This window comes from Hymenobacter mucosus (assembly GCF_900188255.1).
Classification (GTDB): domain Bacteria; phylum Bacteroidota; class Bacteroidia; order Cytophagales; family Hymenobacteraceae; genus Hymenobacter; species Hymenobacter mucosus.
Window position 1 is genome coordinate 620,489 of sequence record NZ_FZNS01000003.1, and the last position, 21,839, is coordinate 642,327.

Sequence of the window (21,839 nt, forward strand, 5' to 3'; positions counted from 1 at the left end):
GGACTTGCCCAGCCATCTGGCTAGCTTACTCCAATCCAGAGAGGAGAACTCTCCTTGATTCAGCGAGGCGGCCTGTTTATTGTAGCTGCCGGTAGAGCTGGTCGCCGAGCACTTCCATGTCGCCCGTGTCGGTGTTGGTCAGTAGGATCACGACTTTGCGGAAGCTGGAGTCCATCAGCAGGGCGGAGTTGAACCCGTTAATGCTACCTCGACGCTCCAAGAGGGGCGTATTGGGAAAGGTCCGGTCGTTGAAGTAAAACCCCAGGGTAGGGTAGCCCCGGATGCCGTCTATGTAAGTAGGGTCCTGCGGCTTGACCAGGTAGGCTGCGGTAGTTTTGCGGGAGAGCAGTCGATGTGATTTCAGCCCCTGCACCAGCTTGTACACATCCTCTGGGGTAGAGTACATGGCGCCGGCTCCCGCGTAATTGGAGAGGTAGACGGGCGAATCGTTGAAAAGCGTGTCGGTCTTGTGGCCCGCCCCAAACGTATAGTTGTGGTAGCCATAAGCCAAGTTAGGCGTGATGGTAGCCTCCCGAACAACGCCCGAATCGTGCAACTCGAGGGGTGTGAAAATGCGCTCCTGCAGCAGCGCGGCGTACGACTTGTGCGTGATTACCTCCAGAACGCGGGTAAGCAGCACGTAGTCTACATTATTGTAGTTGAAGCCCGGCGCCTTCGTCTGCTCGGGCCTGTTCACAAACTTCTTGACGTACTCCGCAGTGGAGTAGCGGGCCTTGTACGCCAGCAGAGGCTCGTTTTGTAGGCCGGAGTGGTGGGTCAGCAGCTCCCGAATGGTAATGTTCTGGCAACTGGCCGGCAGGTCGGGGACGTACTGCGCGGCTTTGTCATCGAGTTGGAGCAAGGACTTCTCCATGAGCTGTAAAACCAGAATGGTTGTGAAGGTTTTGGTCATGGAGGCAATAGGGAAGCGCGTGCTGGCCGTAATGGGCACCGCGAACTGCAGATTTGCATAGCCCTTGCTGACGCGGCCTACTACCTTGCCCTCCTGCACTACCAGCGCCGACCCGTTGAAGTGTCCTGCTTGGTAGGCAGCCTCCAGCACCCCCTCAACCGTGCTTTGGGCAAGTGCCCCGCCAGCCAACGCGCACAGTAAGAAAATCAGCAGTAATCGGCTCATGGAATATAGTACTAAGTAAGAGGTAGGAACAGTAGATAAAATCGGCTTGTATCAACTCACGTAACCTGCGCTGTGCGGGGCTTATACGCCCCAGAGGGCTGGCCGAAAGAGAATAGGTGTGGGTGGCAGCTCGCAGAACGTGCATTTCTTCTGCCTACTTCCTCAAGGATGCGGCAAGGCAGACGCCCAAGATAAGCGGACTTTATAACCCTACCTACGGCCGGTTGCTAGGTTGGCAATTACTGGTACATAAAGCGCCCCGCACGGGTAGTACCAGCCCGCTACACCTTCCTTTATCTTTGCTGCTTTCTATCTTTTCCTTATTCCTATAAATTTCTAATGAAGTATGCTCGTGCGTGTTGGTGGTTGACAAGTGCGGTATTGCTCGGGAGTTGCCAAAGTGAAAAGGCGGTGTTTTCCTTCTCTTCCCGGCCGCCGGTGGCTGCGGCCCCAACTGCACCCGGCTCCCCGACGGCGGGGCAGGTAGGGGCAGCGCTACCCAGTAGGGATACGCCAGCAGCCGACCATACTGCTGGCCCGCAGGAGCACAAAGCGGCTGTATTTGCCAGGCACGCTCTACCCGTTCAGCTAAGCAAGATGCCTGTGGTGGCCGCTCGGCAGCTAGTGCCCCGCCCACATACGACGCAGCACGTAGCCCAGCAGCACCGCGCACCCAGGGAAGGAGGTGCCAAGGCATTTGCGGCAATAGCTTGTTTTCTGTCGGTGGTGGTGCTGTTGCTGGGTCTGGGCTTGCTCGTGGCCGGAGCCACGGCTAGTAGCGTGGGGGTAGGAGCCATCATTGGCGGAGTTATTCTTTTCGGCCTGGGGTTGGCCGCCCTCATCACCTTTTCTAAGTACTGAGTTGAGTAGCCGCTGAGTTCCTCAGTTACTCCCTGAAATCCTGACCCGTTGTTGTTTCATCAAGAGGCTGGGTAGTAGAGCCAAGGGACGGCCCCGGAACCCGCAGACCATGAATGATTATACTAGGTGTAGCGTCGAGCTAGCAGCCGTTGAAGGTGGGCTGAGGAATATCCTGGCTGCTACAATGGCCCGAAACTTGACTTCTTATGCTTGCGTCTCCTTGTGAGGGCCGTACACTCCACCACGCTCTGTCCGCCGCCAGTCCTATGAACCATTTGCCTAGTCTACCATCTTGCCTGCTCTTCCTTGGCCTGGCCCTGAGTAGCTGTAGCCAGAAAGCCACCGAAGCTACCGGCACCATTCCCTCCAGCGTTGCTATGTCTGCCGTAGCCCCAAACCCCGCTCTCCTCAACGGCCGCTGGCAGGTAAGCACCCTCAACGGTACCCCCGTGCCCGCCACCGACTCTACGCGGGCGGCCCACCTGATTTTCGATTCGGCCACGGGCCGCCTCTCGGGCTTTACTAGCTGCAACCGCCTCATGGGAAGCTATACCGCCACCAGCAATACGCTCAGCTTTGGGCAAGTAGGTTCTACCCGCATGGCTTGCCTGGGCCCGAACGTGGAGCAGCAACTGCTAGCCGTGCTCAATACCCCAAGCCTTACCTATCAAATCAGTGCCGATAACCAGTTGACCCTGCTTTCTGGTGCTACGCCGGTAGCCGTACTCACGCGCGCCGCGCAGTAACTCAATCACTCTTACGCGCGGAATGACGTTCTTCTGGGTACAGGCAGCCTACGGCGTGCTCATTGCCTAACCCCTAGGCCGTGCTCGTACCCTGCTGCGGAATCCGGTATGTTGCTTCGCTTATCGTTGCTACTAAAACAGAACCGCTCCTGGCGCACAGGCTGGCACCAGGAGCGGTTGAAAATGTGGTAAGCTAACCGCTAAAAGCCCAGGCCAATAGTGAACCCGGAAACGCGGTCGGAGAAGTCGCCGAGGCGTTGGGCGCTACCCGTAGTGGTACTGAGGCGGTAGAGACCCGTGCGGCCCGATACTTCCAGCAGAGCATACGCCACGTTGCTGGTGCCCCCAATGTCAAAGCCGGTAGAGGCTTCAGCATTCACGCCGAGTGCGCCTACTTCTACCAGGGTACCATCGTTGGGCGGCATCTGCCGGAACAGCTTGTCGCTGGCTACATCTATATCGAAGAGGGTAGTAGTAGTGGTACCTGCTACGTTGTTGGCATAGGCGGCACCCGTAACGACGGGCGTACCGGGATTCAGGTTGCCATCCTTAATAGTCGCCCCATCGGCGGGGTTAATGCGTAGATTCTGGCCCGTGTTGCTCACCACCCGAATGCGGTCTACCACGGGGTTAAAGTCAACCCCGAAAGAAGTGCCCTGAAGGGGCACGCTGAGCGTAGCTACCAGCGTGGCCGCGCCCGAAGAAGCATTCAGTGTAAACAAACGGCTGGCACTGCTCACGGCATAGAACTGCCCATTCACGGGTCGGAAATCAAGTCCAACTATCGTCTCCCCGCTGCTTAGGCCAATGATGGGCTTGGCAACGGATGTGCCAGGAGTGGTGGGGTTGAAGATAAGAAGCTGGCTACTGGCACTCACGGCGTAGGCCACGGGCTGGGTTGGAATGGCAAGGCCGGTATACTGCTCGTCCTTGTCGTACTTGGCCAAAATGCGCGCCGCCCCCGTGGTCAGGTCTACCTGGAAGAGCGTAGGTTTCTTGTTAACCTCAAACAGGCCCAGAGCCAGATCGGTGCCGGGTACAATGTCGAAGCCGCCATTGCCGGTGACCTTAATCTTCAGGTCGCCTACTTCCACCAGCGTACCATCGTTGGGGGGCGTTTGTTTGTAGAGCTTCTGGGTGGCTATATCAATATCATACAGGGTAGTGGAGGCGGCCCCGGCTACGTTGTTGGTATACGCGGCTCCGGCCAGCATAGCTCCGCTCACTCCGTTAATAGTGCCATCTACGGCAGCTACCGTACCGGTTTCGGGGTTCAGGCGTAGGTTCTGCCCGGCGTCCGTCACTACCCGAATACGGTCTACAGTGGGGTTGAAGTCGAAGCCCGCTACTGAGCCGGTAAGCGCCGGGGTGAAGGCCTGGGTGCCGATGGCGCGGGCGGCACCAGTTTGTGGGTTAATCACGTAGAGCCGGCTGCTGCTGCCCAGCCCGTAGAGCTGCCCCGTAGCCGGCCGGAAATCAATAGCCAGAACTCTCTCACCACTCTGCAAACCCGTAATAGAAACTGAGTTAACTACCCGGTCAGGGTTTGAGCCTTCAAATGCATCCAGCTGTAGGCCACCCGCCAGAGCGTAGAAGCGAAAAGGCAGATCTGCCCGTTTTACGTCGCTGATGCCCGTGCTGCCCGCCGGGGCCACCGCATCATCCGTGGCCTTTTCGCAACCAACCAACGCGCAGAAAAGCCCAGCAGTAGCCAATAGCTGGCCGAAGTAGAACTTGGTTTTCATTTGTAGGAGTTTAGGTGAGATAAATCCGTGATGAGAAAAGCTACGCAGTGGATATAGGAGCGGATTGCGGGTAGAAGAAAAAGCTGAAATTTAGGTAGTTGAATCCTGAGGAAGGAGTTCCGAGACTACTCGTAGGTTCTAAGACCACTAGCGGAGAGGCGCATCACCTTACCTTCGCCCAAAACGGCCCCATGATTACGCTAGCTCCCCTGCAACCCGAACACGTAGGCCACTTCTATAAGTGGATCAGAGACCCGGAAGTCATCGAGTATTCCCTGTCGGCGTTCCAGACCATGACCACGGAGGCCCAGATTGACGCCTGGTTTGCCCGCACCCTCCACGACGACAGCAGCCTCAACCGGGGCATCTTCACCACCGATACCCAGGAGCTACTCGGCTATGCGGGCATCTCCGGCATTTCTCGGCTCAACCACTCGGGCGAGTATTTCATCTTCATCGGGGAGAAAGCCTACTGGGGCCGGGGCGTGGGCACCGAAGTCACGAAGCAAGTGCTGGCTCTGGGCTTTACCGAGCTCCTCCTCAACCGCATCATGCTCACCGTCTCGGAGCCAAATGTGGGCGGGGTGCGGGCCTACCAGAAGGCCGGGTTTAAACTGGAAGGCCGCCTGCGCGAAGCCTGCCTGCGCCATGGGCAGTTCCATGATAAGCTCATCATGTCGGTGCTGAAAGCCGAGTGGTAGCTGCCAGTAGCTTGCGTTTCGCTGATCAGATTGCCTCGCCCGTAGTCGAATGCTGGAGCAGGTCAACTATTCATTATCTCGGTACCCTAGGAACCTGGCTACCGCAAACCCTCCAGCGAAACCTGCTGCCAGCTCTGAAGGCACCATGCAGCTGGACCGTAGCCGCGCCGCCGGCAAATCCGGCTCCGGTCCCATCTTCTATGAAGTGCCAGCCAAGGCCAAAGGCCTGAAATGGGTATTCCGCAACAGTAAGAGCGTGTTTGGGCTATTAAAATTGGTCATGCTGAACTTATCGAAGCATAGCGTGCCAGGGGCCTTTTACCAAAACCAAACAGCCTCTTCGCGTAAAAAAAGCCTTTCTGTTTGCGCAGAAAGGCTTTTCCCAAAACAAGTAACGGACGATTAGCGGTATTTCGGCATCTCCTCTCGCTCGGAGAGCAAGCCGGTGGTCAGCAGCGTGGCGCCGATGGCCAAGAAGGTGTTGCGTGCTTTTTTGTTGTTGGAAAAACCTAGGAGCCACGGCGCACCTAAACTGGTGAGGGCCGTCACCACATCGATGGCCAGGTGGGTTTTGTAGGGAACCGATTTTACCAGGCCCCACTCGGCGCGCGTGAAGGCGGTGAGGGCCAAGATGCTGCTGCCCAACACGTAGCCTAAGGTAGCGGGGGTCTTGTCTTCGCGAAAGCCGATGAGCGCCGGGGCGGCGGCGACGAGGGGGGCGGCGGAATAGTCGAGGGCGCCGTGCATACGGCGGGAAATGGGCTTGCTCATAAGGGCGATTAACGAGTAGATAAAGAGGAAGATGGATGCAGGATTAACGGCAGCCGTCAGCCAAAGGATATGGTTGCGCTTGGCGTTCAGCACAACTGCCGGCGGCGGCTATAGAAGCAAGGCGACCCAGTTGAACGTGGTCAGGTGTATTCTTCTATCGCCATAACTTGCCACTGCGCGTCAGTAAGGGGTTGATAGCCGTCAACCATCATGCGAACGGAAGCCTAGCAACTCCCGCCGCAACTCACTGACTCGCTTCTTTTACGCCCTCTTCATTTCCCAAACACGCTCTAAGGGTTCCGCCCTAGACATGGCCGAGAAGGCCGTGTAGTCTTCGACATCGTCCGATAAGCACCTCTCGATTCACGGCAAAGCCAAAACCCGGCAGGAGATACGCAACGCCCAGAACCACTGTGCATCTACGGCCATCAGCCAAGCATCGTCGCGCTGTTGCAGCTCCCCACTTCCTGCACTGCATTATGCTCACCGTCTCGGAGCCAAACGTAGGCGGGGTAAAAGCCTACGCCAAGGGCGGCTTCAAGCTGGAAGGCCGCCTACGCGAGGCCTGCCTGCGCAACGGCCAGTTCCATGATAAACTCATCATGTCGGTACTGAAAGCCGAGTGGTAGGCGCCCGGCTCTAGGCCACCCCCGCCGCCTAGGTGGGGCCATGCTGCACTAGGGTTTACTCAGTAGGCCAAGTTATTTTGAAGCTAATATGTATTTGTTAGAAGAGGGTAGTAGCATGAAAAAAAATAGCTTTTCAAGTAGGTTAATACACTAACTTGTAAAGCATTTATTAACACTAAACTTTTCAAAATGAAAGCATTGTTATTGCAAATCAGTGACATACATGTAAAAGGTTCTAAAGACAAAATTTTTGCTCGTAAAGATCTTATAGTTGAAGCAACCCGTGTTATCCCACGAGATTATCAAGCATGCTTCGTTGTCGTAACAGGTGACATTGCTTATGCCGGAAAGGAGGAGGAGTATGCTGATTCGTTAGATATTTTCGAAACAATCAAAATAGGTCTTAAACAGGAGTTTAATAATAATATTCCTGTATTTATGATTGCAATTCCTGGTAATCATGATTGTGATTTTGGTCCAGTCAATTTGTTGCGCGATAATATTATCCCTGTAATAAGAGGTGGAGTTGGATTAGATGATTTTATGATCAATGCATGTGTGCAAGTCCAGGAGAAATTCAACGTTCTTTTAAAGGGTTATTTTCAGGAAAATATAAATATTCATAATAATTTATATTGGGAGTACTTTTTCAATATCGATGGAGAGACTATTCTATTTAGATGTTGCAATACTGCATGGCTATCAGAGTTAAAAGAAAAGCCAGGCCAAATGTATTATCCTGTTGATTATATACCTGAACAGGAGCAACATTCAGATGTTGTGGTGTCTATATTTCATCACCCCTACAACTGGTTAACTCCTGATAATGGACGTTCCTTTAGAAAGCGTATTGAGCAGGTTTCTGATTTTATATTAACTGGTCATGAGCATGATGTTACTCATAGAATAGTTAAGTCAAATGATGGCCAGAATAACTCCTATATAGAAGGCGGTGCTTTACAAGATTCCTATGATTCATCCACAAGTGAGTTTAATGGTATTTTAATTGATTCAACCGAAAATAAGTATAAATTATATAATTTTAAGTGGTTTACAGATCGTTATGCTCCAACACCTTCATCCCCAGTTTGGCAGCAATATGTGCCTAATAAGTTAAGGAGTAAAAATGAATTCGCGCTCAGCGAAACAGGGAGTAATTGGCTCCATGAGCTAGGATTACAAGTTAATCATCCTAGTAGGGGTTTGTTGATTAGAAATGATATTTATGTTTATCCTGATTTGTTAGACATAAATAACAGAAGTAAAGGGGTTTCTAAAAATGTAAAAGGAGAGGATTTGATTAATAAATTAAAGGAATTTAATAGGATTATAATTAGTGGAACAGATGATTCTGGTAAAACGGCGTTAGCAAAACAGTGTTTTCAAGATGCTTGGGATGTCGGTTTTGTGCCTGTATACTTAGATGGTGGCAGTGGTAGAGCAATATCATCAGATGAATCTTTGATTGATACACTTGGTGCTGAGTGTGAAAAACTATACACTGGAATTGATTTAAATAAGTATAAACAGTTGAGTAAAGATAAACATCTTGTAATTATTGATAATTTTGACAAGATTAAATTCAAAAAAGGCAAAAGATCTGCTAAGGAAATTGTTGATAGATTGCTTGAATTTTCTGGATGTGTTATTCTATTTTCGAACGATATAGCTCTTCAAGCATCAGAACTTATTAGTGATAGTTTAGTATTTCTTACGGAAGGTGATGATTATTTCCGTGAATATAGAATTTTGCCCTTTGGTCATTATAGAAGGGAGAAATTAATAAACAGATGGTTTTCTTTAGATGATAAAGTGGCGGATAACGAATCTGACTTTTATAGAAAAGTAGATCAGGTTAAAAAACTCTTGGATACGGTAATTGGTAACAATTACATTCCGCCATATCCAGTTGTGTTACTTCCAATTTTGCAGGAGCAACACCATTCAGAGCGGGTGAATACTAGTGCAAGTACTTATGGGTATTTCTATGAATTATTGATAAAGCGCTCGTTAGTTGAAAAGAACTGGGGTCAAGTAAATGCTGATATTAAAACTGGCTATCTAACATTTCTAGCTAAATATATGCTAGATCATGACATTGAGGAGTTAAATGATAGAATGAGTAGAGAGTTTCATGGATACTATGAAGATACTTATGGAATTAAAGTTAGTTATTCTGGTATTGTTGCGTCCCTTTCAGAAACACATATATTGGAAATAAATGATGACTCATTTAAATTTAAATACCCCTATATCTTCTATTATTTTGCTGCGACAAGCTTAAGAGACAATGTCTCTGATTTAGAAACTAGGAATAAAATTGAAGAGCTTACTACTTCGTTATATGAAGAAAAAAGTGCAAATATACTATTGTTTTTAACTCATTTAACAAAGAATAGATTTATAGTGGAAAAAATGGTGAATGCTGCTAGTACAGTTTTTCCTCAAGTGGCTCCAGCTAAAATTGTTAAGGATAGCAACATATTAGCAGATGTAAATTTTAATCCGATTACTGTATTTGAGGAAAAGGACGTTAAAGAATCAAGGGATGCTCGTAATAAACAGATTGATGATGTGGTAGCTGATAAAGGGCAAACAGATGAAATAGAAGAATATGAGGCCGTTGAAGAGAATGAAGAATTGGATATTCAAGAAGAAGTAGAAGCTATACCAGAAGAATATGAGCAGAGTGTAAGGACTGTGAGTACAGCGTTAAAAACAATGCAAATATTAGGGCAGTTATTGAAAAATTATGTAGGTACAATGGAAGCTCAATCTAAGAATACGTTAGTTAAAGAATGTGTTGGTATTGGGTTGCGAACACTAGGGTATATGTTTACTTTATTAGAGGAAAATAAAAAAGATTTTGTTGAAGGTATGACTGAAATTATTAAAAACGATAATCCGGGTATTGCAGATAGTGACGCTCATAGCAGAGCCATTCAATCAATTTTTGGGACTTTGCATTTTAATACTTATGCTATTATAAGATCTATTTCCAATGCAATCGGTTCACCAGCACTTAATCAAGTTTATGATAAAATGATAGAAACCGATACATCCCCAGCAGTGAGGCTTATATATACATCTTTGCTTTTTGATCATAGTGCTGCATTCCCAATAAAAAATATGGTGCAGTCAAGTGAAATTTTAAAGGGCAATGTATTGGCGCTAGAAGTGCTAAAAAGTTTGACTTTAAATCAATTTTACTTGTTTAATATACCGTATAAAATAAAACAACAGGCATGTGAACAACTTGGTATAAGATACAACGCAATTATAGGGGCTGATAAGAGACAGAAGCTTCTTAAATAGTTAAATATGCTTAAAAAATTACGCCACCTCTACAAGACTCTTAAAGTCTCGTAGAGGTGGCGTAATTTTTTAAGCATAAGAATACTTACTTGCCTGTTTAATACAACTGTTTTATTAGCAGCTACACCCCCACCTTCTCCTCACTTCCCAACTCACTCAAAATTCGTTGGGCGGCTTGCACGTTTTTCACGTCCTCGATGCTGATGATAAGCTGCTCCTTGCGCTCCTTCATGGAGGCCGAGCGGGGGTGGGTTTGCACGTAGCTGAGAATGTTGCCGAAGGTGGGGCCCTGGAAGTAGGGCTCGTTGTTGGTGGCCGGGATGAAGCCTTTCAGCAGGTTCTTCTTCAGCGTCAGCTTCTCGAAGCCGGCGTGGCAGGCCTGCCAGCGCAGGCGCACAATGTCGGCTAGCTGCTCTACCTCGGCGGGCAGCGGCCCGAAGCGGTCCACCATGCCGGTGAGCACCTTGCGCAGCTCCTCGGGGCCTTTGGCGCGGTCTAGCTTGCTGTAGAGCTGTAAGCGTTCCGACACGCTGCTCACGTAGGCATCGGGGATAAGGATTTGCAGGTCGGTTTCGATGTTGCACTCCTTGGGGCGGCCGGTGCCGGCGGCTTCTTGCAGGCGCTGGGTAGGGTCGCCGAGGAACAGGTCGCGGAACTCGGTTTCCTTCAGCTCCTGCACGGCCTCATCCAGAATCTGGTGGTAGGTCTCGAAACCCAAGTCGTTGATAAAGCCCGACTGCTCGCCGCCCAGCAGGTTGCCCGCCCCCCGAATGTCGAGGTCGCGCATGGCTACGTTGAAGCCCGCGCCCAGGTCTGAGAATTCCTCCAGGGTGCTCAGGCGCTTGCGGGCATCGGAAGGTAGGCCGGCTACCGGAGGCGTGAGCAGATAGCAGTAGGCCTTCTTGTTGGAGCGGCCTACCCGCCCGCGCATCTGGTGCAGGTCGGAGAGGCCGTGCATGTGGGCGCGGTTGATGATGATGGTGTTGGCGTTGGCAATGTCCAAACCCGACTCGATGAGGGTAGTACTCACCAGTACATCGAAGTCGCCATCCACGAACTTCATCATGCGCTTTTCCAGCAGGTCGCCGTCCATCTGCCCGTGCACGTAGGTTACGCGGGCGTCGGGCACGAGGCGCAGAATCATGCTGGCCTGCTCCTCAATATCCTTAATGCGGTTGTGCACGAAAAACACCTGCCCGCCCCGCTTCAGCTCCCGCGAAATAGCATCCCGAATCAAGAGCTCATCAAACACGTGCAGCTCAGTTTGCACCGGCTGGCGGTTGGGTGGGGGCGTGGCAATCACGCTCAGGTCGCGGGCGCCCATAAGGGAAAAGTGCAGGGTGCGCGGAATGGGCGTGGCCGAGAGCGTGAGCGTGTCCACGTTCACCTTCAGCTCCTTTAGCTTGTCCTTGGTTTTCACCCCGAACTTCTGCTCTTCGTCAATCACCAGCAAGCCCAGGTCTTTGAACTGCACGTCCTTGTTGGTGAGGCGGTGGGTACCAATGAGAATGTCGGTTTTGCCCTCTGCCACCCGGCCCAGCGTGTCCTTGATCTGCTTGGTCGTCTTGAAGCGGTTGACGTACTCCACCGTCACGGGCAGGTCGGCGAGCCGCTCCCGGAAGGTTTTGTAGTGCTGCATAGCCAGGATGGTGGTTGGCACCAGAATGGCTACCTGCTTCCCGTCGGCCACGGCCTTGAACGCCGCCCGAATGGCTACTTCCGTCTTGCCGAAACCCACGTCGCCGCACACCAGGCGGTCCATGGGGTGGGGTACCTCCATGTCGCGCTTCACGTCCTCGGTGGCTTTGGCCTGGTCGGGGGTATCCTCATAGATGAAGCTTGATTCCAGCTCGGCCTGCATAAAGGAATCGTGGGCGAAGGCGTGGCCGGGCGCGGTTTTGCGCTTGGCGTACAGCCGAATCAGCTCAGCCGCAATGTCCTTCACCTTCTTCTTGACGGACTTCTTCTTGTTTTCCCACTCCGGCGAGCCCAGCTTGCTCATGGTGGGCGGCGTGCCCTCGGCCCCGCTGTACTTGGCAATCTTGTGCAGGGCGTGAATGCTCACGGTCAGCACATCGTCGTCGCGGTACACCAGCCGGATGGCCTCCTGCACCCGGTCGTTAATTTCTACCTGCGTGAGGCCCGCAAAGCGCGCAATACCGTAGTCCTGGTGCACCACGTAGTCGCCGGGTACCAGGGTGCGCAGCTCTTTCAAAGTCAGCGCCTTCTTCTTGCTAAACTTGCGGGTTTCCTGAGCCCGGTAATACCGCTCAAAAAGCTGGTGGTCGGTGTAAACGATGAGCTTGAGGGTTTCATCAATGAAGCCCTCGCGCAAGCCCAGCAGCAAGTGCTGAAATTGCACGTTGTTGTCCAGCTCGTCGAAGATGGTGCGTAGGCGGTCGGCCTGGCGTACCTGCTCGGCCGCAATGATGTTGGTGTAGCCCTTCTTCTGGTTGTCGTGCAGGTTCTTTACAATGCGGTTGAAGTCCTTGCCAAAGCTGGGCTGGGGCTTGCTGCTGAACTGGAACTCCTCGGCCCCGGCTTTGAAGTGAAACCGCTTGCCGAACTCCACCACCGCAAACCCATCCAGCAGTTTCTTCAACGACTTCCCGGACTCAAACAGGTCGTCGGGCTTGCTTACTACCTGCGTGCCACCTGAAGCGGCCAGCAACTCCTTAAAACCGTGCTCGGCCTTATCGAAGTATTCGTCTACCACGTCCAAGGTCTGGCGTACGTCCTTGGCCCAGAGCACGGTATTCTTCGGGATGAAGTCTAGGAAGGCTTCCCGTGTTTCCTGGAGCAGCTTGGTTTGTACGTTCGGGATGATGCTTACCTGCTGGCGCTTCTCCACCGACAGTTGACTTTCGGGGTCAAACGTGCGAATCGTCTCTACCTCGTCCCCGAACAATTCAATGCGGTAGGGCAGCTCGTTGGCGTAGCTGAAAATGTCTACAATGCCCCCGCGCACCGCAAATTGGCCCGCCTCATACACAAAGTCGCTCCGCTCGAAGTCGTACTCCGCCAGCATATCACTCACGAAGTTCACATCCAGCTTATCGCCTACCTTCACCAGGAAGGTGTTGGCTACCAAACTTTTCTTGTTGATTACCTTCTCGAACAGGGCCTCGGGGTAGGTTACGATGAGGGCCCCGGCGGTTTCCTTGGCCGTGGCTTTCACACGCTTCTTGCCCTTGGGCTGGTTTTCCGGCGCCGTTACTTCTTCGGCATCGTCGGCCGCCTGCTCGGCAGTAGTCTTGGGGCCGCGGTGGGAGTTGAGCTTGTTCAGCACCTCGGCCCGCATGAGCACATTGGCATTTTCCGTCTCATCGAAGCTGTAGGGCCGCTTGTAGGAGGTAGGAAACAGCAGCGGCTCTTCCTCGGGCACCAAGTGCTGCAGGTCGGCCAGGAAGTAGGCTGCCTCATCCCGGTCGTGCAAAATAAACAAGTGATGCTGATCCGGGAACTCCTGGTGCAGGGCCGCGGCCAGCACCGCATCCTGGCTACCTACTAACCCGCGCAGATGCAGGCGTACGGCGCTGGCATCGGCCTTGTCGGCCGTGCCGCGCAGGGTATTTGCCGTGGCCGGATTCAGGCGGGCGCCCACAGCCAGGGCGGTAGGGTCCAGGGAGTAGAGCTTGAGAAAATCGGAAACCTTCAAAACAAGTATCGGCTAGGGGGAGGCAAAGGTAGAAGCCCGGCCGAAGGCAACTCCGGTCGGGCACGCAGTAAGCAACGTACGCCACCGGCGCACAAGCGTAGTTCTCAAAGGTACAATAGCGGCCACTGCCCCGTGGGAAAGCAGATAACAGAGGGGACGTACCTGCTCGCGGGGGAGGTACTACCGCTGTTCTGGCCGTTTGAACCACCTTGGTTTCACCTCCACGCAGGAGAGAAGCCAGCTGGCGTTCTTCGAGAGGAATACGCGCTAGTCAATACCGCTGCTGGCGCGCGAAAGTTTCCGACACTTTTCGGTAACACTCCCGTATCTTCCTAATTCACGCAGTACAAGTAGCCCCGGTGGGTATAAGGCTATGACGGAGAACCAACAGCAGAACGGTGCGGAGGAGTGGGACAACCTCCTACACCACCTGCGACAAATTCGCGAGCAAGTGCGCGAGCAGGGCCCCTTGCCCGACCACGAAAAAGAAGAAGTAGCCGATGCATTTCGCCGCGGCCTGGCCCTGCTGGAAAACCAGGTGCGCGATATTGAAGGCGAAATAAAAGGCAGCTCCGGCCAGTGGTAGCTGGCGCTAAACGCGCCACTGCCCGGCTACCCGCTACTTCCTGATCAGAAAGTAACGGGTAGCCGGGCAGTGGCAGCCCTATGACTACGTAGGGTTAGTTCTTCACTACCTTTTGCGTTAGCTGCACAGCGTTGTTGCGCACATGCACTAAGTAGCTACCCGCAGGTAGGCGCTGCAGATCAACGGTGTTGCGTCGGCCACCCGTAATCGTTTGGGTTGCTACTACGCCTCCCAGCAAGTTGGTCACGGTGAGCTGATAGGTACCAGCGGCCAGCGCGTTCTGGTCGAGGGTGATTGTGTTCGTAGTCGGGTTTGGGTAGAACCGTAGTGCCTGGCTTGCCTCCGATGTGCTACCAATAAAGCTTACCGTTTGCACGGCCGTGTAAGAATCAGTGCCATCGGTGTCTACCTGCCGCAGGCGGTAGTAGTACAGGCCCGTCGCATCGGCAAGGGCATCCGTGAAGCTATAGGCGTAGCCTACCTGCGTGGTGCCGCGGCCTTTCACCGTACCAGTCGTTACAAACTCGCGGCCGTCGCGGCTGCGCTGCACCTCAAAGTGGTCGTTATTTTTCTCCATGGCCGTGGCCCACGTCACTAGGGCGTTGCTGCCCGCCGCCCGGGCATCAAAGCGTACTAGCTCTACTGGCAAGGCTCCCGCCGGAATCGTATTCGGAATCAGGTTGATACCGGCTTCCGAGGTGCCCATGTCTGCCTTATATGCGAGGGCATTGATGGGGTCAGTGGTTAGCAGCGCCGGCGAAATAGAGTTAGAGGGAATAACAATGTCTGCTGAGAAAGAGCCCGTTGAGCCAGTGAGGGTGTTGCCCAAGTAAGTGCGGGGCTCCCCGTGCGGGAAGTTCTGTCCGTCGCCCGCGAAAATCTCACCGTTCTGGTTGGTATCCGTAGAGTTGTCGCCGCGGTAAAACTCAATTTCGGTATTGGCAAAAGCTGTTTGCCCGGCGGTGCGTCCTACAAAGCCCTCCATGTGCAGCGTAGTAGTAGCCCCGTTGATGGTTACATTCTTCTTCGTGATGATGGGGTAATTCATCCCAAAGTTGGGCTTCTCACTGCTGGTAGTACCGTCGTTAGGAGTTACCCCGTCGCCCTGGCCGTATGCAGGGTTTCCGCCCGCATAGTACGTGGCAGGGGTATAGTCAACGGCAATGAGGCCTTCGCCGCCGGTAGTACCGTCACCATTACCGTAAATGGAATTCCGCGTGACGCGCACGTTGCGCTGCCCATAATTGATTACTACTGCCGACGACTGGTTGTTGGAAATGACATTAAGGGTAATCCGGTCAGAGTTGGTGCTGAGAATGGGGTTGTTGGTTGGGTCTCTACGGAGCAAGTAGTGAATGCCCGAACCTTCCAAGCGAGTAGGTGCCCCACCTTTGCCGTTGCCAGTAATGGTGTTGTTGCTGATGGTGTTGTTGCTGATAGACCCAATCTCCAGCTGAATGCCGCTGCTATTAGCATCCCGTATCAGGTTCTCAGTAATTGTCACTGGGCCAGCGGCTCCCGGCGCACCGTCGGCTCGCCCTACCGTAATATTGTCGCCGCCCGCCGTAACCCGGCCACCTTGTAGTAGCTCATTTTGCGTAATTGTGTAGCCACTACCCGTCACGTTAAACCCAGCGGAGTAGTTGATGCACGAACGGCCGCACTCGGCCACAATGCTGTTACGAACAGTGCCCGAAGGGTTCTGCAAGTACACGCCTACTCCGGCCGTGGGGTTAGCCGGAGCCGCAAGCGAGAAGGCACTGATGCCAATGCCACAGCCTTCTATCAGCAGGCTAGTACCCGCCGTGGCTTCTATTGTTGCATCGCCAAAGTTAGCCCCACCCCCGTGCACGGCTATGCCTCGCAGAATGATGTTGTTGGCTGAACTTGTAATAGCTGATGCCCCATTCGTGTTGGGCACCGAAACTTCTACTTCAGGGGCGGAAAACGTTCTGAAAGTGATGTTGGTAGTGCCAACAGTACCGCTACTGCCAAGGGCGCCGGTGTTGGAGTCTAGGAGCGTGGTTTGGGTAGTGCCATCAAGGGCGGTACCTGCGTCCGTAATGGCATCAAGGCTGGCTGTGAGCGTAATCAACGCCCGGCGGTTGCCAGAAGTGGCGGCAGCGTTGCTAGCGTTAGTTAGCTGATTGGGTAGCCCCGCCCGCAACCCCGGTCGAGCGGTACCATCCGAAATCATAAAAATGGAGGTTTCTTGCCCGGCCGGAAAGTCGGTGCCAGTAGCGGTGCCATTGTTATTGAACGGACGCTGGTCTAGGCTGGTGTTGGATAGCGCATTGCTATTAATGACGAACTGCCGCAAAGAGCCCTGCCCGGAATCGTTCGTATTCGTTACTACATCGAAGCTGAAGCCGAAATCGACATTCACGAAGTTTTCACTGTTGTCAGCGTCAGGTATGGCTGTATACACTTGAGCACCAGCAGCAGTGAGGGTAGCGCTGGTAGTATTAGCTCCACCATCTGCTAGATTAGGAGCCTGGCCTCCAACGTAAGCGAAATCATCAACTCTGCTGCCGGGAGTTCCAGAAAAGGTACTTCGATAAGTAACCACCGGAACCAAGCCACTGCCCCCTCTACTAGATGTGACAGTATTGCTTACGATTCGAACAATGAACGAATTATTATCACCAGTGTAAGTAAAAGAGTATGTTCCATCAGCAGCAGTTGTAACTGTTCCTACATAGGCACCAGTACTTCTATAAAATTCTACTCGCGCCCCGCCGCGTCCGACATAACCGCCAGTAGTTGCATACGCCGCGCCTTGGCCGCCTCCGTAATTCACATCCTCAAATACTCGCCCCGATATAGTTCCAGCCTCTGCCGTTAGAGAACTGCCCAGAAGTAGAAACGCACTGACTCCCATCGTCAGTAACCGTACACCTTGTCGCATGTCAAAGAGAAAAAGTTGAACATGAGAAAACCTTCCCACAAGGTTTTCAAAGCGCAAGGTAGATTTATATTGCTATAATACAATTTTATTGAGATAATTAGCAATAAAGTAATACTGAGAGAGGCATAAGTCCACGTTTCTGGTATAGGTAGATTGCGGCTGCGGCTGGTATCTTCGCCACCTTTATTTCTTAGTCTGGATTCAACTAGTGCGCGGTTCTTCTCACTTGGCCATTGGCCTCATTACCGGCGTAGCCGTAGCGGGCCTAGTCCCGGGTATTCCCTTTTCGCCGGCCGGTATTGCCTTGGCTGGCTTTTCTTCCCTCGCCCCCGATCTTGACCATCCTGGGTCCCGGCTGAGCAAGCGCCTAGGCTTTGCCCAGCGGTATGTGCGGTGGGCTTTTGTAGGAGTAGCGGCTGGCTTGGCCCTCTACACTCACTTCCTCGTGGCACCCGGCCCCGACCGGCGCATGGGCTTCACGGCGGCGCTGGCCTTTGGACTAATTGGGGCTGCTCTCCAAGGCGACTCCACCCGCAAGCTGGCCCTGCTGTTCACCGGCCTGTGCACTGTGGTAGCTGGCCTGTACACTAGCTACGTGTGGCTGAGCATGCTGGGGCTGTTTGTGTCGGTAGCGCCCTTCACTTCCCACCGCTCCTGGACGCATACGCTCTGGGCCGCCGGCTTATGGACCTACATCGGCCATTTGGCTAATCAAAGCTTGGGCTGGCACGGAGTGGCCTTGTTTGCGGGGGGCGGCTACGTGTCCCACTTGCTAGCCGACACGCTCACCAAGGCGGGCGTAAAGTGGTTCATGCCTCTTCTAGATACGTCCTTCAAGCTGCCACTTATCCGCACAGGATCAGCTAGTGGTAATGCTCTGGAAGTGGCCATTTGTATCGGCTACGCTCTGCTTGTATTGGGTTTAGTAGTTGGACACTTTCAGTTCTAGCAGGCTCCCAATTTGGGGACGCATGTAACTTGCACGCCTAAGTTGGTGTTTACTACGCGAAATTGGTCTGTTAATTGTCTTGGTTCATCTACAAAACACATAGCTTGGGCAAACATGCAGCAACACAGTTACTGCTACTTTTACCTTCGTTCAGTGGTTTAGTAGCCTCAATGCTGCACCACGGCTGCACTTTCTTTAATTGTACTTAAAGAAGGCCGGTGTGGTACACTATGGCTATTATTTGTTGATTTACCTAGTTTAGCGTAGGATAAAATTTATGCAGTTTGTATTAGTCTAATAGGTAAGGGAATATATGTTATTTAATATTGTATCTTGGTTGTTCGATTTAGGTATACATATTTATAGGATAGCTACTACACTATGATGAATAATTACGTTAAATGTCCCTCCGCTTCACCTCTTATTCATTGGAGGGTACGCTATATTTCCTCGCTCTTCCTGCCATCAGACCCGCCTCTGCTCCACGTTCCACAACCTAACCACGTGATAAACAAACTAAAACCATGACTTATTGGAATACAATAACTACCTCCCGTAGTATCTTTGACCAGGATTATGCCTGGCACAGGTCCTGCCGAACCGCTCCCCGCTCTTATTAACACACCTTTTTGCGCTCAAACCGTTTTTGTATGAATCAGATGAATAGCCCTCTGATTAGGATAGGCGTCTTTTATGACGGCAATTATTTCCTGAAAATCAGTGATTACTACTACTTCCAGCACGATCGTAAGGCCCGTATTAGCTTGGAAGGCCTGCATGAGTTTATTCGGCATCAAGTAGCTGAAGAAGAAGACGTTGACGTGCGGTTATCGCAAATTATTGACTCTCACTTTTTCCGCGGCCGTCTTTCTGCAACTGAAGCCCGTGACAAAGACCGCCTGTTTCACGACCGGCTGCTCGACGATATTTTGATGAACCTGGGTATCACTACCCACTACATGCCCCTGAAAACCCGCGACGGTCGTTTACAGGAGAAGGGCATTGACGTATGGCTGTCCTTGGAGGCGCTGGAGCTTTCGCTGCACAAGAGCTTCGACGTAGTCGTTCTAATTGCTGGTGATTCCGACTACGTACCTCTGATCAAGAAGCTCAACACCATCGGCACCCGCGTGATGCTGCTGAACTGGGACTTCAAGTACGTTGACTTCAAAGGCGAAAACCGCGTAACTCGCGCTTCGCAGCAACTGCTGGAGCAAGTAACCTACCCCACGCAGATGCACGATATCATTGACCAGGGCCTGAGCTCCGGCGATGAAGTAATCGAAGGCATGTTTGTGAACACGCCCGAGCCAGCCGCATTCCCTAGCGCCAAGCCAGTGCGCCCCACCGGTCCTACGGCTGCTGGTCCCGTTGGTACGGTAGGTATCAGCACCATCAAGAATCTGAAAAACGGATTCGGCTTCGTGGTAATGCCCCCGAACAACCTGTTCTTCAGCTACGCGGACATGGCAGAAGGTGACTTCAACGACCTGCACGAAGGTGACTGGGTTGAGTTTACCGTAGGCCGCAACCACCGCGATGAAGACTGCGCCCGTCAGGTCCGCAAAGTTGCGCCACCTGAAATGGATGGCGACGAGTACGGCGAAGCCGAACACGAGTCTGCTAGCTCACCCGAACGTCTGTAACCTGCTCTTTTTGCCTTGGTTCGGCAGTTCTGTAAAAAGCCGGGTATCCGCACGATACCCGGCTTTTTCATGTCCTGGCCTAGCCGTAACTCTATTCTGGCGAGGCTGGGAAAAGCAAATCGTGGAAGTCTCGCTTGGTGGCTGGGTAGCGGTTGAAGGTCCCCAAGCCTCGTGCTACTACTCGGTTGTCGTGGGTGGGGCAGCGGATAACAGCGCTGCTTACTATTAGCGTTTTGCCGCTGTGCTCCACGGTGCCGTGGGCTATCAGGTGGTCGTGCAGGTGCACCGGGTATAGGTAGTTGATCTTAAACTCTACGGTAGAAACCAGTTCCCCCGCCGTGAAAGCCAACGACAAAGCCGCCGCTCCCAGTGCCGAGTCTAGTAAGCCAGCCAGCACCCCACCGTGGCACGTGCCGGGGGAGGACAGGTGCTCCTCCTTCACCGTCATACTATACTGCACCTCGCCGGGCTGCTGGAGTAGTAGTTCCATCCCGTTGGTGCGGCCGTAAGTGTTGATTTGATTATAGATAGCCACCAGCGTAGCTACATCAGGAAAGTGGTCCATGGCAGAAGATGACTAAAGGGAAGGCAAGTAGGAAAAGGTAGTTACTTTAGGTAAAACCTTTAAACTGCGCCGCCATGAGTGCTCCCAGCACCAATACGTTTGCTGAGTTTTATCCCCGCTACCTGCGCGAGCATAGTCAGCGCGGTACTCGTATTTTTCATTTCGTGGGCACTAGCCTATTTCTGGCGGCTACGGGGCTAGCCGTGGCATGGCAGCGGCCGTGGCTAATACTGGGTGGCGTGGTTGCGGCCTATGGCTGCGCCTGGGTAGGTCACTTTTTTGTGGAGCGTAATCGACCAGCTACTTTTCAACATCCCTGGTGGTCCTTGCTCGGCGACTTTCGTCTGTACTGGGAATTGCTACGGGGCCGAGAGAAGTTCTAGCCTCAACCAGCCCCCTATTATGACGCGATACTAGGCTAAGGACTTGCGCATTAGAAAATGCGGGATGGTACCGAACAGTATGTGTGAGGGGGCTACTACCGCATAGCCCAGCCGCTGGTAGAAGGGTACGGCATTCTGACGAGAATGCAGCACTACTTCCTCTAAGCCCTGTGTACTAGCGGCTGCTTCGAGGTACGTTAGCACCTGCCGCCCCAGGCCTTGGCCTTGCTGGTGGGGAGCAACGGCCATAAAGCGTACTTGCCCTTGCGTAGGGCTGGCCGGATGCAGGCGGCCCACTGCCATGGCGTGCCCTTCGGGAGACAGCAGTAGGGCATGAGTAGTAGTTGGGGCGGCGTCATCGTCGGCGTGCTCTGACCCCGCCGGCTGGCCCCAAGGCTGGCGTAGTACCTCGTAGCGCAGGCGGTAATAGGCGGCCCATTCATCGGGCGTATGAGGGGCAATGACGGGCATAGGCGCAGCAGTGAAACGCGTAGAACGAAGTCGAGGTAAAAGTACAAGCTAATCTACGGGAGTATACGGCTGGTTTTATCCAATCAGTGCCAAGTTCCTACCTTTGGCTTCCTGGCCCAAACCGCACGCATGGTTTGGCGTACAGGAAGCCCAACCCAACTCATTCCTGCATTATGGCCTCCTTCGATATTGTCAGCAAAGTAGACCCGCAAACCCTCGAAAACGCAGTAAACACCGCCAAAAAAGAACTGCAGACGCGCTATGACCTACGCGATACCAAAGGCGGTATTGAACTCGATAAAAAAGCTAACACTATCCAACTCAGCTCCGAGAATTCTATGCGCGTGAAGGCGCTGGAAGATATTCTGCTGGGCCGGGTAGTAAAGCAAGGTATCGACGGCACAGCCCTCGACTTTACCGCCGAAGAACAAGCCAACGGCGCTCTAGTAAAGAAAACCATCAAGGTGCGGGCCGGGGTCGATAAGGAAGCGGGCCGTAAAATCATTAAGGCTATCAAAGACGCCAAACTGAAAGTAGAAGCGCAGATGCAAGACGACCAAGTACGCGTATCGGCCAAGAAGATTGACGACCTGCAAGCCGTTATTGCATTGCTGCGCCAGCGCTCCGCCGACATCGGTCAGCCCTTGCAGTTCGTGAACATGAAGTCCTAGCTGTTCAGCAGCACAGATACGCGTACGAGTGAAGCAGCTAGTAGCTACTTTTCATTTGTACGTGCGCTTGCCTACGGGTCCCGCTACTTTCCTCCT

General features: G+C 52.8%; 18 protein-coding genes. 11 read left to right on the forward strand and 7 right to left on the reverse strand.

The window, feature by feature from the left end; genetic code table 11:
- Positions 1-76: 76 nt before the first annotated feature.
- Complete coding sequence (locus CHB83_RS09870) at positions 77-1,138, reverse strand: serine hydrolase domain-containing protein (protein ID WP_089332506.1); 1,062 nt, start codon at positions 1,136-1,138, stop codon at positions 77-79.
- Between the two features lie 438 nt (positions 1,139-1,576).
- On the opposite strand from CHB83_RS09870, the gene CHB83_RS23520 reads away from it, so the two are divergent.
- Both CHB83_RS23520 and CHB83_RS09880 read left to right on the forward strand, forming a co-directional pair.
- On the forward strand, positions 1,577-1,999 hold the full coding sequence (locus tag CHB83_RS23520) for a hypothetical protein (RefSeq protein ID WP_143437091.1): 423 nt from the start codon (positions 1,577-1,579) through the stop codon (positions 1,997-1,999).
- A gap of 266 nt (positions 2,000-2,265) precedes the next feature.
- The gene (locus CHB83_RS09880; protein ID WP_179225504.1) at positions 2,266-2,745 is read left to right on the forward strand and encodes an META domain-containing protein; all 480 of its coding nucleotides are present in this window, start codon (positions 2,266-2,268) and stop codon (positions 2,743-2,745) included.
- A gap of 200 nt (positions 2,746-2,945) precedes the next feature.
- Here CHB83_RS09880 and CHB83_RS09885 read toward each other — a convergent pair whose 3' ends face one another.
- Entirely contained in the window at positions 2,946-4,490 is a 1,545-nt protein-coding gene (locus CHB83_RS09885) for a DUF4394 domain-containing protein (protein WP_089332509.1), read from the reverse strand.
- Positions 4,491-4,681: 191 nt separating this feature from the next.
- On the opposite strand from CHB83_RS09885, the gene CHB83_RS09890 reads away from it, so the two are divergent.
- Positions 4,682-5,191 carry a GNAT family N-acetyltransferase gene (locus CHB83_RS09890; protein ID WP_089332510.1) on the forward strand — a complete coding sequence of 170 codons (510 nt, stop codon included), beginning with the start codon at positions 4,682-4,684 and terminating at the stop codon, positions 5,189-5,191.
- Positions 5,192-5,240: 49 nt separating this feature from the next.
- Positions 5,241-5,597, forward strand: coding sequence for a DUF4352 domain-containing protein (locus CHB83_RS09895; RefSeq protein WP_089332511.1), 357 nt, complete (start codon positions 5,241-5,243; stop codon positions 5,595-5,597).
- Here CHB83_RS09895 and CHB83_RS09900 read toward each other — a convergent pair.
- A complete protein-coding gene (locus tag CHB83_RS09900) occupies positions 5,594-5,962 on the reverse strand; it encodes an SPW repeat domain-containing protein (protein WP_143437093.1) in 369 nt (122 codons plus the stop codon). The two genes, CHB83_RS09895 and CHB83_RS09900, sit on opposite strands and share 4 nt — an antisense overlap.
- Before the next feature lie 479 nt (positions 5,963-6,441).
- Between CHB83_RS09900 and CHB83_RS23525 the strand changes: the two genes are divergently transcribed.
- Both CHB83_RS23525 and CHB83_RS09905 read left to right on the forward strand, forming a co-directional pair.
- On the forward strand, positions 6,442-6,591 hold the full coding sequence (locus CHB83_RS23525) for a GNAT family N-acetyltransferase (RefSeq protein WP_143437095.1): 150 nt from the start codon (positions 6,442-6,444) through the stop codon (positions 6,589-6,591).
- 189 nt (positions 6,592-6,780) lie between these two features.
- Positions 6,781-9,906 (forward strand): metallophosphoesterase, encoded by a 3,126-nt coding sequence (locus CHB83_RS09905; RefSeq protein ID WP_089332513.1) that lies wholly within the window; start codon positions 6,781-6,783, stop codon positions 9,904-9,906.
- 121 nt (positions 9,907-10,027) lie between these two features.
- On the opposite strand, the gene mfd is transcribed toward CHB83_RS09905, so the two are convergent.
- Positions 10,028-13,564 (reverse strand): transcription-repair coupling factor, encoded by a 3,537-nt coding sequence (gene mfd, locus CHB83_RS09910; protein WP_089332514.1) that lies wholly within the window; start codon positions 13,562-13,564, stop codon positions 10,028-10,030.
- A gap of 373 nt (positions 13,565-13,937) precedes the next feature.
- Here mfd and CHB83_RS09915 point away from each other — a divergent pair, with 373 nt between their 5' ends.
- Entirely contained in the window at positions 13,938-14,150 is a 213-nt protein-coding gene (locus CHB83_RS09915; RefSeq protein WP_089332515.1) for a hypothetical protein, read from the forward strand.
- A gap of 94 nt (positions 14,151-14,244) precedes the next feature.
- Here the strand turns inward: CHB83_RS09915 and CHB83_RS09920 are convergent, their stop codons facing one another.
- Positions 14,245-16,578 carry a T9SS type A sorting domain-containing protein gene (locus tag CHB83_RS09920; RefSeq protein WP_179225505.1) on the reverse strand — a complete coding sequence of 778 codons (2,334 nt, stop codon included), beginning with the start codon at positions 16,576-16,578 and terminating at the stop codon, positions 14,245-14,247.
- 688 nt (positions 16,579-17,266) lie between these two features.
- Here CHB83_RS09920 and CHB83_RS09925 point away from each other — a divergent pair.
- Together CHB83_RS09925 and CHB83_RS09930 are read left to right on the forward strand one after the other, a co-directional pair.
- Positions 17,267-18,007, forward strand: coding sequence for a metal-dependent hydrolase (locus CHB83_RS09925; RefSeq protein ID WP_179225506.1), 741 nt, complete (start codon positions 17,267-17,269; stop codon positions 18,005-18,007).
- Positions 18,008-18,657: 650 nt separating this feature from the next.
- Positions 18,658-19,653 (forward strand): NYN domain-containing protein, encoded by a 996-nt coding sequence (locus CHB83_RS09930; protein ID WP_045687053.1) that lies wholly within the window; start codon positions 18,658-18,660, stop codon positions 19,651-19,653.
- A gap of 91 nt (positions 19,654-19,744) precedes the next feature.
- Here the strand turns inward: CHB83_RS09930 and CHB83_RS09935 are convergent, their stop codons facing one another.
- A complete protein-coding gene (locus tag CHB83_RS09935; RefSeq protein ID WP_089332518.1) occupies positions 19,745-20,218 on the reverse strand; it encodes a PaaI family thioesterase in 474 nt (157 codons plus the stop codon).
- Positions 20,219-20,292: 74 nt separating this feature from the next.
- Here CHB83_RS09935 and CHB83_RS09940 point away from each other — a divergent pair, with 74 nt between their 5' ends.
- Positions 20,293-20,601, forward strand: coding sequence for a DUF962 domain-containing protein (locus tag CHB83_RS09940; RefSeq protein ID WP_089332519.1), 309 nt, complete (start codon positions 20,293-20,295; stop codon positions 20,599-20,601).
- Positions 20,602-20,631: 30 nt separating this feature from the next.
- Here CHB83_RS09940 and CHB83_RS09945 read toward each other — a convergent pair whose 3' ends face one another.
- The gene (locus tag CHB83_RS09945; RefSeq protein ID WP_089332520.1) at positions 20,632-21,072 is read right to left on the reverse strand and encodes a GNAT family N-acetyltransferase; all 441 of its coding nucleotides are present in this window, start codon (positions 21,070-21,072) and stop codon (positions 20,632-20,634) included.
- A gap of 173 nt (positions 21,073-21,245) precedes the next feature.
- Here CHB83_RS09945 and CHB83_RS09950 point away from each other — a divergent pair, with 173 nt between their 5' ends.
- Complete coding sequence (locus tag CHB83_RS09950) at positions 21,246-21,743, forward strand: YajQ family cyclic di-GMP-binding protein (protein WP_045687057.1); 498 nt, start codon at positions 21,246-21,248, stop codon at positions 21,741-21,743.
- Positions 21,744-21,839: the final 96 nt, after the last annotated feature.

Coding starts and splice junctions, on each gene's coding strand:
- CHB83_RS09880 (WP_179225504.1), top strand. CDS start 2,266: ATGAACCATTTGCCTAGTCTACCATCTTGCCTGCTCTTCCTTGGCCTG.
- CHB83_RS09950 (WP_045687057.1), top strand. CDS start 21,246: ATGGCCTCCTTCGATATTGTCAGCAAAGTAGACCCGCAAACCCTCGAA.
- CHB83_RS09905 (WP_089332513.1), top strand. CDS start 6,781: ATGAAAGCATTGTTATTGCAAATCAGTGACATACATGTAAAAGGTTCT.
- CHB83_RS09930 (WP_045687053.1), top strand. CDS start 18,658: ATGAATCAGATGAATAGCCCTCTGATTAGGATAGGCGTCTTTTATGAC.
- CHB83_RS23525 (WP_143437095.1), top strand. CDS start 6,442: ATGCTCACCGTCTCGGAGCCAAACGTAGGCGGGGTAAAAGCCTACGCC.
- CHB83_RS09900 (WP_143437093.1), bottom strand. CDS start 5,962: ATGAGCAAGCCCATTTCCCGCCGTATGCACGGCGCCCTCGACTATTCC.
- CHB83_RS09945 (WP_089332520.1), bottom strand. CDS start 21,072: ATGCCCGTCATTGCCCCTCATACGCCCGATGAATGGGCCGCCTATTAC.
- CHB83_RS09890 (WP_089332510.1), top strand. CDS start 4,682: ATGATTACGCTAGCTCCCCTGCAACCCGAACACGTAGGCCACTTCTAT.
- CHB83_RS09885 (WP_089332509.1), bottom strand. CDS start 4,490: ATGAAAACCAAGTTCTACTTCGGCCAGCTATTGGCTACTGCTGGGCTT.
- CHB83_RS09940 (WP_089332519.1), top strand. CDS start 20,293: ATGAGTGCTCCCAGCACCAATACGTTTGCTGAGTTTTATCCCCGCTAC.
- CHB83_RS09935 (WP_089332518.1), bottom strand. CDS start 20,218: ATGGACCACTTTCCTGATGTAGCTACGCTGGTGGCTATCTATAATCAA.
- CHB83_RS09895 (WP_089332511.1), top strand. CDS start 5,241: ATGCTGGAGCAGGTCAACTATTCATTATCTCGGTACCCTAGGAACCTG.
- CHB83_RS09915 (WP_089332515.1), top strand. CDS start 13,938: ATGACGGAGAACCAACAGCAGAACGGTGCGGAGGAGTGGGACAACCTC.
- CHB83_RS09870 (WP_089332506.1), bottom strand. CDS start 1,138: ATGAGCCGATTACTGCTGATTTTCTTACTGTGCGCGTTGGCTGGCGGG.